This is a genomic window from Cellulomonas sp. RIT-PI-Y (assembly GCF_025642745.1).
GTDB lineage: Bacteria > Actinomycetota > Actinomycetes > Actinomycetales > Cellulomonadaceae > Cellulomonas.
The window spans coordinates 41,976-56,213 of sequence record NZ_JANZKP010000003.1; the positions used below are offsets into that span (position 1 = coordinate 41,976).

The following is a 14,238-nucleotide window of genomic DNA, read 5'->3' on the forward strand; positions in this document are numbered from 1 at the left end:
TTCTCGATGAGGAGGAACCATGGCGGCCACGCCGACCCCCGCAGACAAGTTCTCGTTCGGTCTCTGGACCGTGGGCTGGAACGCCCAGGACCAGTTCGGCAGCGCGAGCCGCCCGTGGCTCGACCCGGTCGAGTCGGTGCACAAGCTGGCCGAGCTCGGCGCCGCCCACGTGACCTTCCACGACGACGACGTGGTGCCCTTCGGCTCCGACGACGCCGAGCGCGACCGCATCCTGGCCCGGTTCAAGCAGGCGCTGACCGACACCGGCATCACCGTCGAGATGGTCACCACCAACACCTTCAGCCACCCGATCTTCAAGGACGGCGCGTTCACCTCGAACGACCGCCGGGTGCGCCGCTACGGCCTGCGCAAGGTCATCCGCAACGTGGACCTGGCCGCCGAGCTCGGCGCCGACACCTTCGTGATGTGGGGTGGGCGCGAGGGCGCCGAGTACGACTCGGCCAAGGACCTCAACGCCGCGCACGACCGTTACGCCGAGGGCATCGACACCGTCGCCGCGTACATCAAGGAGAAGGGCTACGGCCTGCGGATCGCGATCGAGCCGAAGCCGAACGAGCCCCGCGGCGACATCCTGCTGCCGACCATCGGGCACGCGCTCGGCCTGATCGCGAAGCTGGAGCACGGCGACATCGTCGGCCTGAACCCGGAGACCGGCCACGAGCAGATGGCGGGCCTGAACTACACCTCCGGCATCGCCGAGGCGCTCTGGGCCGGCAAGCTGTTCCACATCGACCTGAACGGCCAGCGCTCGATCAAGTACGACCAGGACCTGGTGTTCGGCCACGGCGACCTGTTCAGCGCCTTCGCCACCGTCGACCTGATCGAGAACGGCTTCCCCGGCGGCGGCCCGCGGTACGACGGCCCGCGGCACTTCGACTACAAGCCGTCCCGCACCGAGGACTTCACCGGCGTGTGGGACTCGGCGCAGGCGAACATGTCGACCTACCTGCTGCTCAAGGAGCGGGCGCTCGCGTTCCGCGCCGACCCCGAGGTCCAGGAGGCCCTGGAGGCCGCCGGCGTCCTGGAGCTGGCCCAGCCCACCCTGGGCGAGGGCGAGACCCTGGCCGACCTGCTGGCCGACCGCAGCGCCTACGAGGACTTCGACGTGGACGCGGTCGCGGAGCGGGGCTTCGGCTTCGTCCGGCTGAACCAGCTGGCGCTGGAGCACGCGCTCGGCGCTCGCTGACCCCCTCCCCCGACGCAGGCCCGGCACCGCATCGGCGCCGGGCCTGCGTTCCTCGTCCCGCGAAGGAACCGTGATGGCCCTGGTCGCCGGGGTGGACTCCTCCACCCAGTCCTGCAAGATCGTCATCCGTGACGCCGACACCGGCGCCCTGGTGCGCACCGGTCGCGCGTCCCACCCGGACGGCACCGAGATCGACCCCGCCCGCTGGTGGGAGGCGCTGCAGACCGCGATCGCCGATGCCGGCGGCCTGGACGACGTCGAGGCGATCGCCGTCGGCGGTCAGCAGCACGGCATGGTGGTGCTGGACGCCGACGGCAAGGTGATCCGGGACGCCCTGCTCTGGAACGACACCCGCTCCGCGTCCAGCGCCCTCGACCTGATCGAGGAGCTGGGCGGCCCGCAGGCCTGGGCCGAGGCGATCGGTTCGGTGCCGGTGGCCTCGCTGACCGTGACCAAGCTGCGCTGGCTGCGCGACCACGAGCCGGAGAACGCCGCCCGAGTCGCCGCGGTCGCCCTCCCGCACGACTGGCTGACCTGGAAGCTGTCCGGGTCCACCGACCTGTCGACGCTCGCCACCGACCGCTCGGACGCCTCCGGCACCGGCTACTGGTCCCCGTTCACCGAGGACTACCGCCGGGACCTGCTGGAGCTGGCCCTCGGGCACGACGCGATCCTGCCCACCGTGGCCGGACCGCACGCCGTCGCCGCCCGCACTCCCTCCGGCGCACTGCTCGGACCGGGCGCCGGCGACAACGCGGGTGCCGCTCTGGGTCTGGGCCTGACCACCGGGGACGTGGCGATCTCGATCGGCACCTCGGGGGTGGTGAGCGCCGTCTCCGCCCGGCCCACCGCGGACGGCAGCGGGATGGTCACCGGCTTCGCGGACGCCTCGGGCGCCTACCTGCCGCTGGCCTGCACCCTGAACGCCTCCCGGGTGCTGGACGCCGCGGCCCGGATCCTGGGCATCGACCACGCCGGGCTGTCCGCGCTCGCCCTGTCCGCGCCGGCCGGGGCGGACGGTCTGGTGCACGTGCCCTACCTCGAGGGCGAGCGCACCCCGAACCGTCCGGACGCCACCGGTGCGCTGCACGGGATGCGCCTGGCCAACACCACCCCCGCCCACCTGGCTCGGGCCGCGGTCGAGGGGATGCTCTGCGCCCTGGCCGACGGCCTGGACGCCCTGCGCGACCTGGGGGTGCCGGTGGAGCGGGTGTTCCTGATCGGCGGTGGCGCGCAGTCCGAGGCGGTCCGGCGGATCGCCCCGGCGGTGCTCGGCCTGGACGTCACGGTGCCCACCCCGGGCGAGTACGTGGCGGACGGCGCGGCCCGGCAGGCCGCCTGGGTGCTCAGCGGTCAGGACACTCCCCCGGCCTGGTCCGCCGCCGGGGAGTCGCAGGTCCACACCGCCACCGCGACGCCGCGGGTCCGCGAGCAGTACGCGGCGGTCCGGGAGCTCACGGCCTCCCGCTGACCCCCGCACGGAGAACGGCCCGGCCCCCACCAGGGGACCGGGCCGTTCTCGTGTGAGGCGTTCAGTGCGCGGCGGCGTACGCCTCGCGGATCTCGGCGGAGATCCGGCCGCGCTCGGAGACGTCGTAGCCGTTCTCCTTCGCCCAGGCGCGCACGTCACCGGCGTCGCTGGAACGGCGCGGGCGGGCGGAGCCGCCGGTGGACGCCGCACGGGTGCCACGGCTGCTGACCTTGCGGGCATGGCCGACCCAGGAGCCGAACGCGTCGCGCAGCTCCTTGGCGTGCGCCTCGGACAGGTCGATCTCGTAGCTGACGCCGTCCAGACCGAACGTGACCGTCTCCTCAGCGGTGCCGCCGTCGATGTCGTCGACCAGCAGAACCTGAACCTTCTGTGCCATGTCGCCCTCCAGGGGTCATTCGTCGCGGACCGCCAGGCCTCTGCGAATAGCGGCATGACGAACTCTTCCGCAAAATCATGCCCGCCGAACCGGGGATCGTCAAAGCGAACCGCCTTTAGCGGTCCGATTCAGGCGTTTAAGGTCATTCGTCGGTCGATGACGGGGGGTCATCGGCCGACGTGACGGAACGCTCCTCGGCGTCCATCCGTGCCAATGCGGCACGCTCGGTGCGGTCCGCGTTCATCAACGCACGGATCGCCACCCAGAAGATGATCCCGACGCCGAGCGACGGGATGATCGCGGCAAGTGCGGGCAACATGTTCATGAGGACGACTCCCGTGCGGACATCAGATCTGCGGCTTGACCAGCGGGAACAGGATCGTGTCCCGGATGCCGGCGCCGGTGAGTGCCATCAGCAGCCGGTCGACGCCCATCCCCATGCCACCCGTGGGCGGCAGGGCGTACTCCATGGCGGTCAGGAAGTCCTCGTCCAGCTCCATGGCCTCCTCGTCGCCGGCCGCGGCGAGCAGGGCCTGCGCCTCGAACCGCTGACGCTGGATGACCGGGTCGACCAGCTCGGAGTACGCGGTGGCCAGCTCGAACCCTCGCACGTACAGGTCCCACTTCTCCACCACGCCCGGGACGGTGCGGTGGTCGCGGGTCAGCGGGCTGGTCTCCACCGGGAAGTCCCGCACGAAGGTCGGGGCGTGCAGGTGGTCGCCGATCAGGTGCTCGAACAGGCTCTCGACCAGCTTGCCGTGCGTGGTCTTCTTCGGGTCCAGCCCGATCTCGAACCGATCCGCGAAGGACTGCAGGTGCGCGACCGTGGTGTCGGGGGTGATCTCCTCGCCGAGCGCCTCGGACACCGCCGGGTACATGCTCACCTGCGCCCATTCACCGCCGAGGTCGTATTCCTCGCCGCCGGGCAGCGTGACGACCGTGGTGCCCAGCGCGTCCTGGGCCGCGGTCTGCACCAGGTTGCGGGTCAGCGCGGCCATCGTGTCGTAGGTGCCGTAGGCCTCGTACGCCTCCAGCATCGCGAACTCGGGCGAATGCGAGGAATCGGCGCCCTCGTTGCGGAAGTTGCGGTTGATCTCGAACACCCGCTCCAGGCCGCCCACCGCCGCCTCCTTGAGGAACAGCTCGGGGGCGATCCGCAGATACAGGTCGATGTCGAACGCGTTCATGTGCGTGACGAACGGACGCGCGGCCGCCCCACCGGCCTGGGTCTGCAGCATCGGGGTCTCGACCTCGACGAAGTCCCGGCGGTGGAAGTTCTCCCGCAACGACCGGACGACATTCGCGCGCAGCCGGACCATGTCCCGCGCGGCGGGGCGGACGATCAGGTCGACGTAACGCTGCCGGACCCGGACCTCCTCGGAGAGCTCGGGGCCGCCCTCCTCGCCCTTGGTGTAGAGGTTCGGCAGCGGGCGCAGCGACTTGGCCGCCAGCTGCCAGGCGTCGGCCATCACGGACAGCTCGCCGCGCCGGGAGGAGATCACCGTGCCGTGCACGAACAGGTGGTCGCCCAGATCGATGTCGGTCTTGAAGGCCGACAGCCGCTCCTCGCCGACTCCAGCGAGGCTCAGCATGGCCTGCAACCGGTTGCCCTCCCCGTCCTGGAGGGTGGCGAAGCACAGCTTGCCGGTGTTCCGCAGGAAGACCACGCGACCGGCGACCCCGACCACGTCCTCGGTCTCCTGACCCGCCTCCAGGTCGGGGTGCTCGGCCCGGACCTGCGCGATGGTGTGCGTCCGCGGGACGCCGACCGGGTACGCCTCCTGCCCCTCGGCGAGCAGACGGTCGCGCTTGGACCGCCGGACCAGCATCTGCTCGGGAACGTCGTGGGCAGCGGGGGCGGGAGTCTCGGTCACGCGGGCGATCCTATCGAGCGTTCCGGTGCCGGACAGACGCCCGGCCCGGCATCCGGAGAGCGGATACCGGGCCGGGCCGGAGCGGCGGTGGGTCAGACCTGCTGCGGGGTGAGCGTGAAGCCCGGACCGCCGGCGACGGTCGGGTCCGCGTCGAGCTGGAGGTCGGACAGCGCCGGTGAGGTCGCGGAGGACACGAACACGGTGGCCCCGTCGGCGTCGATCACGTCGTCGCCGGGAGCGGCCTCCGGGACCAGGGCGAGCTCGAAGCTGCCCGCCTGCTGCTCGGACTCCGCGATCCGCAGACCACCCGAGCCGGGGAGGCCCGCGCGCTCGCTCAGGTCACGGACGGCGGTGCTGGCGTTCTCGGTCACAGTGAGCACGAGTGCTCCTTCCGTTGCCGGTGCGGGTCGTCCCTGGGGAGGGTCGACCTGTTGACCCCTCCACCGTCCGGCGGGCGCCGCCGTCTGTGCAAGCCGGCGTCCGCTGGGCAAGACCCGGGCCGTCCACGCAGCGTCGCCCGGTCGACAGCCCCGCCGGGATGCGGCACGCTCAGCGCCCGGGGCGCTCCGGATCGACCGGGTTCGACCGGATCGACCGGCGGCGCGGCGGTTCCGGCGAAGGGTTTTCTCCCTGGTCAGCAGGCAGGGGACCGGTCACGTCGGTGATGGCCGGGAGGACGGCGGTGCCGTCGTCGGACGGATCCGGCCGGGCGTCGGACGGCGATGATTCATCCCAGGGCTTCTTCGGCACCGAGATCGTGGCGGTCGCCCCGGTCGGGACGGAGCCGTCGGCAGGCGGCTCTGTCCGTTCCGCCCCGGGCCCCGGCAGCACCAGTCGGTCGGTGTCGGTGAACGACGGCGTCCCGCCCGAGCTCACCGTGCGGCGCGGCTCGGCCGGCGCCGGAGCGGTCGGGGCCGGCTCCTCGTCCTCCGGGACCGCCGGCTGCTCCGCGGACCGCTCCGCCACCTCCGCCGCATGCTCCTCGCGCTGGTCGATCACGTCCTGGCCCGGCCCGGCGAACGACCGCGAGCGCTCCTCCGCCTCGACACTGCCGGTGAACAGCCGTGCGTCCTGCGCCATCCCCGCGGTGACCGGGTGCGGCTCGGGGGCGACCGACGGGGTCGCCGACCGCACCATCGTCTCCAGCCGGGTGCGCGGCAGCCCCTCGGGGGCGTTCGACTGCAGCCACGCGACCAGCCCCTCCCGCAGGTAGCAGCGCAGGTCGAACAGGGTGGGGGCGTCCACCGCGGAGGCCAGGGCACGCAACCGCACCACGCCGCCCACCGCGTCGGTGACCTGCAGGATGCCGACCCGGTGGTCCCACAGGTCCGTCTCGGCCAGCAACCGGTTCAGCTCGCCGCGCATGCCGTCCACCGGGACCTGCCAGTCGACGTCCAGCTCCACGGTGCCGAGCAGCTCCGCGGCCCGGCGGGTCCAGTTCTCGAACGGGGTCTGGGTGAAGTACGTCGACGGCAGGATCAGCCGCCGGTCGTCCCACACGTGCACCACCACGTAGGTGAGCGTGATCTCCTCGATCCGGCCCCACTCGGACTCGACGATCACCACATCGTCCACCCGGATCGCATCGGTGAAGGCCAGCTGCAGCCCGGCGAACACGTTCGCCAGCGAGCTCTGCGCCGCGAGGCCGGCGACGATCGACAGCACACCGGCCGAGGCCAGCAGGCTGGCGCCGAAGGCGCTCACCCCGGGGAAGGTCAGCAGCACCGCGGCGACCGCGACCACCACCAGCAGGGCGACGGTGATCCGGCGCAGCAGCTGGATCTGGGTCCGCACCCGGCGAGCGTGCCGGTTGTCCCGGACGTCCACCCGGTACCGGCTCAGCGCGGCGTCCTCGATCACGAAGGCGAGCGATCCGATCAGCCAGGTCCCGGTGCCGATCAGGGCGATCAGCAGCACGTGCTGGACCGCACTCAGCCACTCGGAGTCGCGCCAGGTCGCGGCCGGGACCGCCACCCGCAGCGCGATCCAGACCGCGATCACCACCAGCACCGCACGCAGGGGGTGCCGGGCACGACGGGCCAGGTCACCGGCGATCACGGACTTCTTGGCCAGGGTCCGCACCAGCAGCTTGACCAGCCAGGCGGCGAGCAGGGCGAGGACGATGGCACCGGCCACCGCGAGCAGCGGGACCAGCACCTGTCCGGCGTCGTTAGCGTCTTCAGTCACCGCCCCATCCGAGCACGGGCGACCGGCCGGCTCCACCGCTGACGAGGACCTTCGCGGCATCCCCACATGCGGCTCACCGCACCGCACGCCACGATGGGCCTCCCGCGACCACCGAGGTAGGTGCCAGATGGCCGTCAGTCGTTCCCCGCGGGTCTGCGTGGTCGCCCCCACGCCGATCCTCACCCTCACCATCGAGTCCGGTTCCCAGGACCACGACACCGAACTGCACGTGCATCCCGGCGGGCAGGGGCTGTGGGTGGCCCGGATGGCCTACTCCCTCGGCGCCGACGTGGTGCTCTGCGGCCCGTTCGGCGGGGAGACCGGCACTGTCCTGGCCCACCTGGCGGAGAAGGAGAACCTGCGGGTCCGGTCGATCGGCACCGCGGGCTCCAACGGCGCCTACCTGCACGACCGCCGCGGGGGTGAGCGCCACGAGCTGGCCTTCATGCCCCCGTCCCGGCTGGACCGGCACGAGATCGACGATCTCTACGGCACCGCCCTGGTGGAGGCCCTGGACGCCGACGTCTGCGTGATCACCGGGGCGTTCCCGGCCACGGTGCTGCCGGGGTCGTTCTTCGGGCGGCTGGTGGGCGACCTGCGCGCGGCCGGGATCAAGACGGTGGCGGACCTGTCCGGCGACGCCGCCCGGGAGGCGGTCAACGCCGGGGTCGACGTGCTCAAGATGTCGCACACCGAGCTGGTCGAGGCCAAGCTGGCGGAGGACGACTCGGTGCCGGCGCTCACCGACGGCGCCCGGCGGCTGATCCAGCCACGGGGCGACGGCCGGGGGGTCGGCGCGGTGATGGTCTCCCGGGCGGCGGACCCCGGCCTGCTGGTCACCGCCGCGCACGTCCGGGAGGTGGTGGCCCCCTCGGTCACCACCGTGGACCACCGCGGGGCCGGCGACTCGATGACCGCCGGGATGGCGGTGGCGGTGGGCCGCGGGCTCGGGATCGCGGAGGCCGCCCGGCTCGGCGCGGCGGCGGGGGCGCTGAACGTCACCCGTCGTGGCCTGGGCACCGGCCACCGGGAGCAGATCGAACGCTTCGCCGAGCAGATCAGCGTGCACGAGGTCGACGACGGAAGGGACTCCGGTGCGAGTACTGGTGACGAATGACGACGGGATCGAGGCCGAGGGGCTGGCGGTGCTGGCCCGGGTCGGGCTGGCGGTCGGCGCCGAGGTGATGGTGGCGGCCCCCGCCCGGGACTCCTCGGGCGCGGCGGCCTCCCTGCTGGGCGCCGAGCAGGACGGCCGGCTGGTGGTCGACCGGCACGACGCCCCCGGCCTGCCGGAGGGGGTGCCGTCCTTCGCGGTCCGCGCCGCCCCCGCCATGATCGCGTTCGTGGCCGCGCACGGCGGCTTCGGCCCCAAGCCGGACTTCGTGCTCTCCGGGGTGAACCGCGGCGCGAACACCGGGCACGCGGTGCTGCACTCCGGCACCGTCGGTGCGGCGCTGTCCGCCAACACGCACGGCATCCGCGGTCTGGCGGTCTCCCTCGCCGACGCCCGGCCGCAGCACTGGGCCACCGCCGAGCTCTACACCGAGCACGTGCTGCGCTGGCTGCTGGAACGCGAGCGCCTGCCCGACCACGTGGTGAACCTCAACGTGCCCGACCTCCCGCCGGAGCGGGTGCGCGGTCTGCGCAAGGCGCCACTGGCCTCCTTCGGTGCGGTGCAGGCCCGGATCCGGGAGGTCGAGCACGGCAACCTCATGCTGACCTACCAGGAGAACTCGGCGACCCAGGAGCCGGACACCGACGCCGGCCTGCTGGCCCGCGGCTGGGCGACCGTGACCCTGCTGCACGCCCCGGCCTTCGACGCGGACGCGCACCTGCCGGAGCTGTCCGGGCCGCTCGGCTGAGCCCGGGGTGGGAAGCGGAGCGTGAGGGGCAGCGCAGGGTTCAGCGCAGGGCGATCGCGATCAGCAGCATGGTGACCGCGAAGCCGACCACCAGGTTGAGCCACAGGAAGGTGCGCCAGCCCGCGTTGGCGCGCTCGCAGTCGTCGTCGGTGACCCGCCAGAACCGGGCGGTGCTGACCGCGTAGGCCAGCGGCAGCGTCGCGGCCAGCAGCCCGGGCCACGGCAGCGCCACGAGCACCCCGGCGGCCAGCAGGTAGCCGACGGTGGACGCGACGACCGTGCGGTGCGCGCCGAGCACGGTGGCCACCGATCCGATGCCCCCGGCCCGGTCGGCGCGGACGTCCTGCACCGCGCCGAAGGCGTGCGAGCTCATCCCCCACAGCACGAAGGCCACCAGCACCGGCCAGGTGGTCCGGGCGGTCAGCGCGGTACCGGCGAGGACCAGCGCGTAGAGCAGCGGCCCGACGAAGTGCATCGCGGAGGTGGCCGAGTCCAGCACCGGCCGCTCCTTGAACCGGAGCACCGGGGCGGAGTACGCGATGACCAGGAAGACCACCAGGGCGAGCACCAGCCCGGCCGCGACCGACCCCAGCGCCAGCAGGGCGATCACGAACGGCAGGGTGCTCAGTCCGGCCGACCACAGGATCCGCGGGTGCGACCGGCGGTCGGCCAGCGCGCCCTCGATGCCGCCCTTGCGCGGGTTGGCCAGATCGGAGGCGTAGTCGAAGACGTCGTTCACGCCGTACATCAACAGGTTGTACGGGATGAGGAAGAACAGGGTGCCGATGATCAGCGCGGCGTCGATCCGCCCGCCGGTGGCCATCAGATAGCCCGCGGCGAACGGGTACGCGGTGTTGATCCAGCTGAACGGGCGGGAAGCTGCCAGCACGTCCTTCATCGGTCGCGGGCCTCCAGCAGGGTCCAGAGCGTGGGCATCGCCAGGCAGGCGGCGACGGCGTAGGCGAAGTCCTCCAGCGGAGCCCCCCAGAGGTAGACGCCCAGGATCTTGTCCGGGTCGAAGACGTACAGGTCCGCGGCGATCATCAGGGTGTCGAAGACCATCGTGAGCAGGCACAGGATCGCGGTGGCTCCGACCAGCGGTCCGGGATGCAGGCGGCGCAGCACCCGCCAGCACACCGCGGCCAGCACCACCAGGACCAGGACGTTCATCAGGATGTTGGTCATCGCGCGGCCCGCCAGGTCTCGAGTCCGCGCCAGGCGAGCAGGGCGACGTAGCAGAGCAGGGTGAGGAAGACCGCCTCCTCCACCGGGAGGTCCGGCGCCAGCAGCAGACCGGTCATGTGCGGGCTCTCGCCCCGGGTGAAGATCCCGAGCAGCAGCCCGGCGACGTCCCAGAGCAGGAAGCCCACCACCCCGATCACCAGGCAGAGCGCGGCCCGGCGCGGGGCGTGCCAGAACGCGAGCCTCCACCGGCGGTCGATGATCGCGAGCCCGGCCAGCGACAGGGCCAGCGCACCCAGGTAGGCCAGACCGGTCAGGTCCACGACCACGCACCCCGCGGGCGGGCGGCGTCCAGGTATCCGGGTCGCAGCGGCGTCGGCAGCGGGGTCGCCGAGGTCTCGCCGAGCATCCGCTTGGCGATGAGTTCGGCGCTGATCAGGCACATCGGCAGTCCGACGCCGGGAATGGTGCCGGCCCCGGTGTAGAGCAGGTTGGGGACCGTGGCCGACAGGTTGCCGGGCCGGAACATCGCGCTCTGCGCCAGGGTGTGTTCCATCCCGAGTGCCGTCCCGCGCCAGGCGGAGAAGTCCCGGGCGAAGTCGGCGGGTCCGACCACGCTGCGGGTCACCACCCGGGACCGCAGGCCCTCGATCCCGGCCCAGTCGCCGATCTGGTCCAGGAACCGGTCGGCGTGGCCGTCCAGGTCGGTCAGCGTCGGGTCCGCCGGGAACGGCACCAGCACGAACAAGTTCTCGTGTCCGGGCGGCGCGGCGGTCGGGTCGGTGGCGGTGACCCGGGAGACGTACAGCGAGGCCGGTTCCGGCACCCGCGGCCGGTCGCCGAGGATGGCGTCGAAGTTGCCCGGCCAGTCCTCGGTGAAGAACAACGAGTGGTGCGCCAGCTCGGGCAGCGGCCCGCGCACCCCGGCCATGATCAGCAGCGCGGAGATGCCAGGGCCGCGGCCGTCCCACCACGGCTCCGGGCGGCTGCGGTGCTCGGCGGGCAGCAGCTCGGTCTCGGTGTGGAAGACGTCCGCACCGGAGACCACCAGGTCGGCGGTCAGCACCTCGCCCGAGGCCAGCCGCACCCCACGGGCGACACCGGTGCGCCGGGGGTGCCGCAGCGAGCGGGCCGCCGGGTCGACGTCGATGCCCACCACGTCGGCGCCGGTGCGGATCTCGACCCCCTGGGCGCGGGCGATCCGCTCGATCGCCTCGACCAGCCGGTACATCCCGCCACGCGGGTAGAGCACCCCGTCGGTCAGGTCCAGGTGGCTCATCAGCGAGTACAGCGCGGGCACCCGGTACGGCGAACTGCCCAGGAACACCGCGTGGTAGCCGAGCATCTGCCGGATCACCGGGTGGTCGGTGGTGTGCGCGATCTTCTGCGCCAAGGTCTGGGTGAGCAGGGTGGCCAGGGTGCCCGATCGGCGCAGCACCTCGCCGGAGACCGCGCGGTCGGGCCGGGCGAAGGTGGTGTACAGGAAGTGGTCCAGCGCCGTCCGGTAGGCCTCCGAGGACTCGGCCGCGTACGCGCGCACCTTCGCCCCGGCGCCCGGCTCGAGCGACTCGAAGAGCGCCCAGACCTCCTCCGGGTCGGCGGGCAGCTCCACCGGCGGCCGCCCCTCGGGGAACAGCCGGTACGCGGGGTCCAGACGCACCAGGTCGAGGTGATCGGCCGTCCGCTCGCCGAACAGCGAGAAGAAGTGGTCGAAGACCTCGGGCATGAAGTACCAGGACGGTCCGGTGTCGAACCGGAACCCGTCCAGCTCCAGGGTCCCGGCCCGGCCACCCACCCGGTCGTGCCGCTCCAGCAGCGTCACCTCGGCACCACCGCGGGCCAGCAGAGCGGCCGTGGCCAACCCGCCGATCCCGCCGCCGACCACGATCACCCGCCCGCTCACCGGACACCTCCCCGCAGTTCGCCGGCCAGGGTGCGGCCGAGCACGATCAGTTTGCGCGGGGTGCTGACCCGCACCCGGCGTTCCAGCACCCGTTCCGGCGGCAACGCCGCCAGCTGGGTCAGCAGTCGGTCATACAGCCCCAGGGTCACCGCGACCGCGGCGCGGGGTCGCGGTGGGAGGGCGGGCAGCGCCTGGCGCGCCCGGTCCACATCCGCCCCGATCTCGGCCAGGATCGCCACGTACTGCCGGTCGTCGGGTCCGTTGTCGCCGACCCCGGGGAAGTAGCGCCGGCCGAGCTCGCCGGTGTCGGCCGCCAGGTCCCGCAGGAAGTTCACCTTCTGGAACGCCGCGCCCAGCGCCCGTGCCCCCGCCACCGTCGCCGGATCGGCCCGGCGCACCGGGTCACCCGGCCGCCGGTCGGCGTTGAGGAACACGGCCAGGCACATCAGACCGACCACCTCGGCCGAGCCGTAGATGTAGCGCCGGTACGACTCCTCGTCGTGCACCGTCACGGTGAGGTCGGCGCGCATCGAGGCGAAGAACGGGTCGACCAGCTCGGCGTCGATCCCGACCCGGCGGGCGGTCCGGGCGAAGGCGTGCACCACCAGGTTCGTCGACCAGCCGGTCACCGACGCGCGTGCCACCTGCCGTTCCAGCTCGTCCAGGGCCTCGGCGGCATCGGCACCACCACGGGTGTCGACCACCTCGTCGGCGACCCGGACCAGGGCGTAGACCGCCTCGATGTCCCGGCGCTGCCGCGGCGGCAGCACCCGGGTGCCGAGCCCGAAGGAGGTGGAGTACCCGGCGAGCACGTCGTGACAGGTCCGGGCGGCCGTGCGGTGGTACAGCGCCAGGGCGTGCGCGCGGGCGGACTCCTCGCTCACGCGGTCAGCATCCGGGTCAGACCGGTCAGGTAGCCGGCCAGCTCCTCCGGCACCCCGGACCCCACGGCGGCCCGGGCCCGGTCGACGGCCGCGGCGCGGACCGCGCGTGCCTGGTCCAGCGCACCGCAGTCCCGGATCACCGTGCGCAGCTCCGCGGCGCCGGCCTCGTCCAGGTCCGCTCGGCCCAGATGCCGGTCCAGCACCCGTCGCCCCGTGGCGTCGGCCCGCAGGCAGGCCAGCCGGAGCAGCTCGGTGCGCTTGCCCTCCCGCAGGTCGCTGAGAGCCGACTTGCCGGTCACCGCCGGATCGCCGAAGACGCCCAGCTCGTCGTCGAGCAGCTGGAATGCCACCCCGAAGGCGGTGCCGTACCGGTCCAGGACCCCCAGGACGACGTCGTCCGCACCGGCCAGCAGCGCCCCCACGGTCAGCGGGGTGCAGCAGGAGTAGACCGCGGTCTTGAGCTCGGCGACCCGGAGTGCGTCGACCTCGGCGGGGCCGGAGAGCGCACCGGTCACGTCCAGCAGCTCGCCCGCGACGGTGGTGTCCACCGAGTCGGTCATGGTCCGCAGCACCCGCAGCGCGATCTCCGGCGGCACCGGCGCGGAGGCGACCAGCCCGAAGGCGGCGGCCAGCGCCACATCGCCGCCGAGCACCCCGACCGCCAGCACCTGGTCGTCCGCGGCCCGCCCGGTGATCCCCGCACCGGTCAGTCGGTGCCGGGCCGTGCCGGTCACGTTCGGCCGTCCGCGCCGGGTCTCGTCGTGGTCGAGCAGGTCGTCGTGCACCAGCATCGCCGTGTGCAGCAGCTCCTGGGCGGCGGCGACCGGAGCGGCCGCGTGCGGGTCCGTCCCGCCGAGTCCGAGGTAGGCGGCGAGGGTCAGCCGGGGCCGCATCAGCCGACCGCCGATCTGGTCGCCGAGCGAGCGCCAGAGGGCGGCGTGCACCGGTGCGAGGTCCCGGGCCCGGGCGCGACGACGGGCGACCTGGTCGGTGAGCTCGGTCCGCACCAGGTCCAGCGCGCCGTCGACGCGGAGGTCGAGCTCCGCGGCGTCCGTCGTCATCCGCAGACCGACCGGGGGCGTGTCGATGCGGTACATGGGCGGCCTCCTGCAAATCCGGCTGATCCTCAGCCTACTGAGCATCGGGGGTCCCGCCAGTTCGGCCGGGCTCCCCGCACTCTCTCTCAGGATCGCCCGCCGCACGAGCGGAATCGTTAACCGGACATAAACCACCGGGTTCGAACACAAAACACCATCACTGCGCTAGGCTGA

15 protein-coding genes are annotated in these 14,238 nt (G+C 72.9%); 4 read left to right on the forward strand and 11 right to left on the reverse strand.

Features of this window, described 5'->3' with window-relative positions; all coding sequences use genetic code 11:
* Positions 1-19 precede the first annotated feature (19 nt).
* Positions 20-1,207 carry a xylose isomerase gene (gene xylA, locus OGL89_RS01920; RefSeq protein WP_263118156.1) on the forward strand — a complete coding sequence of 396 codons (1,188 nt, stop codon included), beginning with the start codon at positions 20-22 and terminating at the stop codon, positions 1,205-1,207.
* Between the two features lie 73 nt (positions 1,208-1,280).
* Positions 1,281-2,678, forward strand: coding sequence for a xylulokinase (xylB, locus tag OGL89_RS01925; protein WP_263118157.1), 1,398 nt, complete (start codon positions 1,281-1,283; stop codon positions 2,676-2,678).
* Positions 2,679-2,739: 61 nt separating this feature from the next.
* Here the strand turns inward: xylB and OGL89_RS01930 are convergent, their stop codons facing one another.
* The 5 genes from OGL89_RS01930 to OGL89_RS01950 all read right to left on the reverse strand — a co-directional run bounded on the left by OGL89_RS01930 (position 2,740) and on the right by OGL89_RS01950 (position 7,136).
* The gene (locus OGL89_RS01930; protein ID WP_263118158.1) at positions 2,740-3,075 is read right to left on the reverse strand and encodes an Lsr2 family protein; all 336 of its coding nucleotides are present in this window, start codon (positions 3,073-3,075) and stop codon (positions 2,740-2,742) included.
* 142 nt (positions 3,076-3,217) lie between these two features.
* Positions 3,218-3,400, reverse strand: a complete 183-nt coding sequence (locus OGL89_RS01935) for a hypothetical protein (protein WP_263118159.1) — start codon at positions 3,398-3,400, stop codon at positions 3,218-3,220.
* 22 nt (positions 3,401-3,422) lie between these two features.
* Entirely contained in the window at positions 3,423-4,904 is a 1,482-nt protein-coding gene (gene lysS, locus OGL89_RS01940) for a lysine--tRNA ligase (RefSeq protein WP_263118233.1), read from the reverse strand.
* A 137-nt stretch (positions 4,905-5,041) separates the two neighbouring features.
* On the reverse strand, positions 5,042-5,329 hold the full coding sequence (locus tag OGL89_RS01945) for a Fe-S cluster assembly protein HesB (RefSeq protein ID WP_263118160.1): 288 nt from the start codon (positions 5,327-5,329) through the stop codon (positions 5,042-5,044).
* Positions 5,330-5,498: 169 nt separating this feature from the next.
* Positions 5,499-7,136 carry a mechanosensitive ion channel domain-containing protein gene (locus OGL89_RS01950; protein WP_263118161.1) on the reverse strand — a complete coding sequence of 546 codons (1,638 nt, stop codon included), beginning with the start codon at positions 7,134-7,136 and terminating at the stop codon, positions 5,499-5,501.
* Between the two features lie 127 nt (positions 7,137-7,263).
* Here OGL89_RS01950 and OGL89_RS01955 point away from each other — a divergent pair, with 127 nt between their 5' ends.
* Together OGL89_RS01955 and OGL89_RS01960 are read left to right on the forward strand one after the other, a co-directional pair.
* Positions 7,264-8,253, forward strand: a complete 990-nt coding sequence (locus OGL89_RS01955; protein ID WP_263118162.1) for a PfkB family carbohydrate kinase — start codon at positions 7,264-7,266, stop codon at positions 8,251-8,253.
* Positions 8,243-8,998 (forward strand): 5'/3'-nucleotidase SurE, encoded by a 756-nt coding sequence (locus tag OGL89_RS01960; protein WP_263118163.1) that lies wholly within the window; start codon positions 8,243-8,245, stop codon positions 8,996-8,998. Before OGL89_RS01955 ends, OGL89_RS01960 begins: the two co-directional genes overlap by 11 nt.
* 40 nt (positions 8,999-9,038) lie before the next feature.
* Here OGL89_RS01960 and OGL89_RS01965 read toward each other — a convergent pair whose 3' ends face one another.
* Genes OGL89_RS01965 through OGL89_RS01990 form a run of 6 tightly spaced genes read right to left on the reverse strand, consistent with a single transcriptional unit; the run spans position 9,039 to position 14,064 of the window.
* Positions 9,039-9,896 (reverse strand): prenyltransferase, encoded by an 858-nt coding sequence (locus OGL89_RS01965; RefSeq protein ID WP_263118164.1) that lies wholly within the window; start codon positions 9,894-9,896, stop codon positions 9,039-9,041.
* Positions 9,893-10,183: a lycopene cyclase domain-containing protein gene (locus OGL89_RS01970; RefSeq protein ID WP_263118165.1), complete on the reverse strand. Its 291-nt coding sequence runs from the start codon at positions 10,181-10,183 to the stop codon at positions 9,893-9,895. The genes OGL89_RS01965 and OGL89_RS01970 overlap by 4 nt, the downstream gene beginning before the upstream one ends.
* Entirely contained in the window at positions 10,180-10,503 is a 324-nt protein-coding gene (locus tag OGL89_RS01975; protein WP_263118166.1) for a lycopene cyclase domain-containing protein, read from the reverse strand. Before OGL89_RS01975 ends, OGL89_RS01970 begins: the two co-directional genes overlap by 4 nt.
* Positions 10,494-12,083 carry a phytoene desaturase family protein gene (crtI, locus tag OGL89_RS01980; protein WP_263118167.1) on the reverse strand — a complete coding sequence of 530 codons (1,590 nt, stop codon included), beginning with the start codon at positions 12,081-12,083 and terminating at the stop codon, positions 10,494-10,496. Before crtI ends, OGL89_RS01975 begins: the two co-directional genes overlap by 10 nt.
* On the reverse strand, positions 12,080-12,967 hold the full coding sequence (locus OGL89_RS01985; RefSeq protein ID WP_263118168.1) for a phytoene/squalene synthase family protein: 888 nt from the start codon (positions 12,965-12,967) through the stop codon (positions 12,080-12,082). Before OGL89_RS01985 ends, crtI begins: the two co-directional genes overlap by 4 nt.
* Positions 12,964-14,064 carry a polyprenyl synthetase family protein gene (locus tag OGL89_RS01990; protein ID WP_263118169.1) on the reverse strand — a complete coding sequence of 367 codons (1,101 nt, stop codon included), beginning with the start codon at positions 14,062-14,064 and terminating at the stop codon, positions 12,964-12,966. Before OGL89_RS01990 ends, OGL89_RS01985 begins: the two co-directional genes overlap by 4 nt.
* Positions 14,065-14,238 lie beyond the last annotated feature (174 nt).

Coding starts and splice junctions, on each gene's coding strand:
- xylA (WP_263118156.1), top strand. CDS start 20: ATGGCGGCCACGCCGACCCCCGCAGACAAGTTCTCGTTCGGTCTCTGG.
- xylB (WP_263118157.1), top strand. CDS start 1,281: ATGGCCCTGGTCGCCGGGGTGGACTCCTCCACCCAGTCCTGCAAGATC.
- OGL89_RS01930 (WP_263118158.1), bottom strand. CDS start 3,075: ATGGCACAGAAGGTTCAGGTTCTGCTGGTCGACGACATCGACGGCGGC.
- OGL89_RS01935 (WP_263118159.1), bottom strand. CDS start 3,400: ATGAACATGTTGCCCGCACTTGCCGCGATCATCCCGTCGCTCGGCGTC.
- lysS (WP_263118233.1), bottom strand. CDS start 4,904: ATGCTGGTCCGGCGGTCCAAGCGCGACCGTCTGCTCGCCGAGGGGCAG.
- OGL89_RS01955 (WP_263118162.1), top strand. CDS start 7,264: ATGGCCGTCAGTCGTTCCCCGCGGGTCTGCGTGGTCGCCCCCACGCCG.
- OGL89_RS01965 (WP_263118164.1), bottom strand. CDS start 9,896: ATGAAGGACGTGCTGGCAGCTTCCCGCCCGTTCAGCTGGATCAACACC.
- OGL89_RS01970 (WP_263118165.1), bottom strand. CDS start 10,183: ATGACCAACATCCTGATGAACGTCCTGGTCCTGGTGGTGCTGGCCGCG.
- OGL89_RS01990 (WP_263118169.1), bottom strand. CDS start 14,064: ATGTACCGCATCGACACGCCCCCGGTCGGTCTGCGGATGACGACGGAC.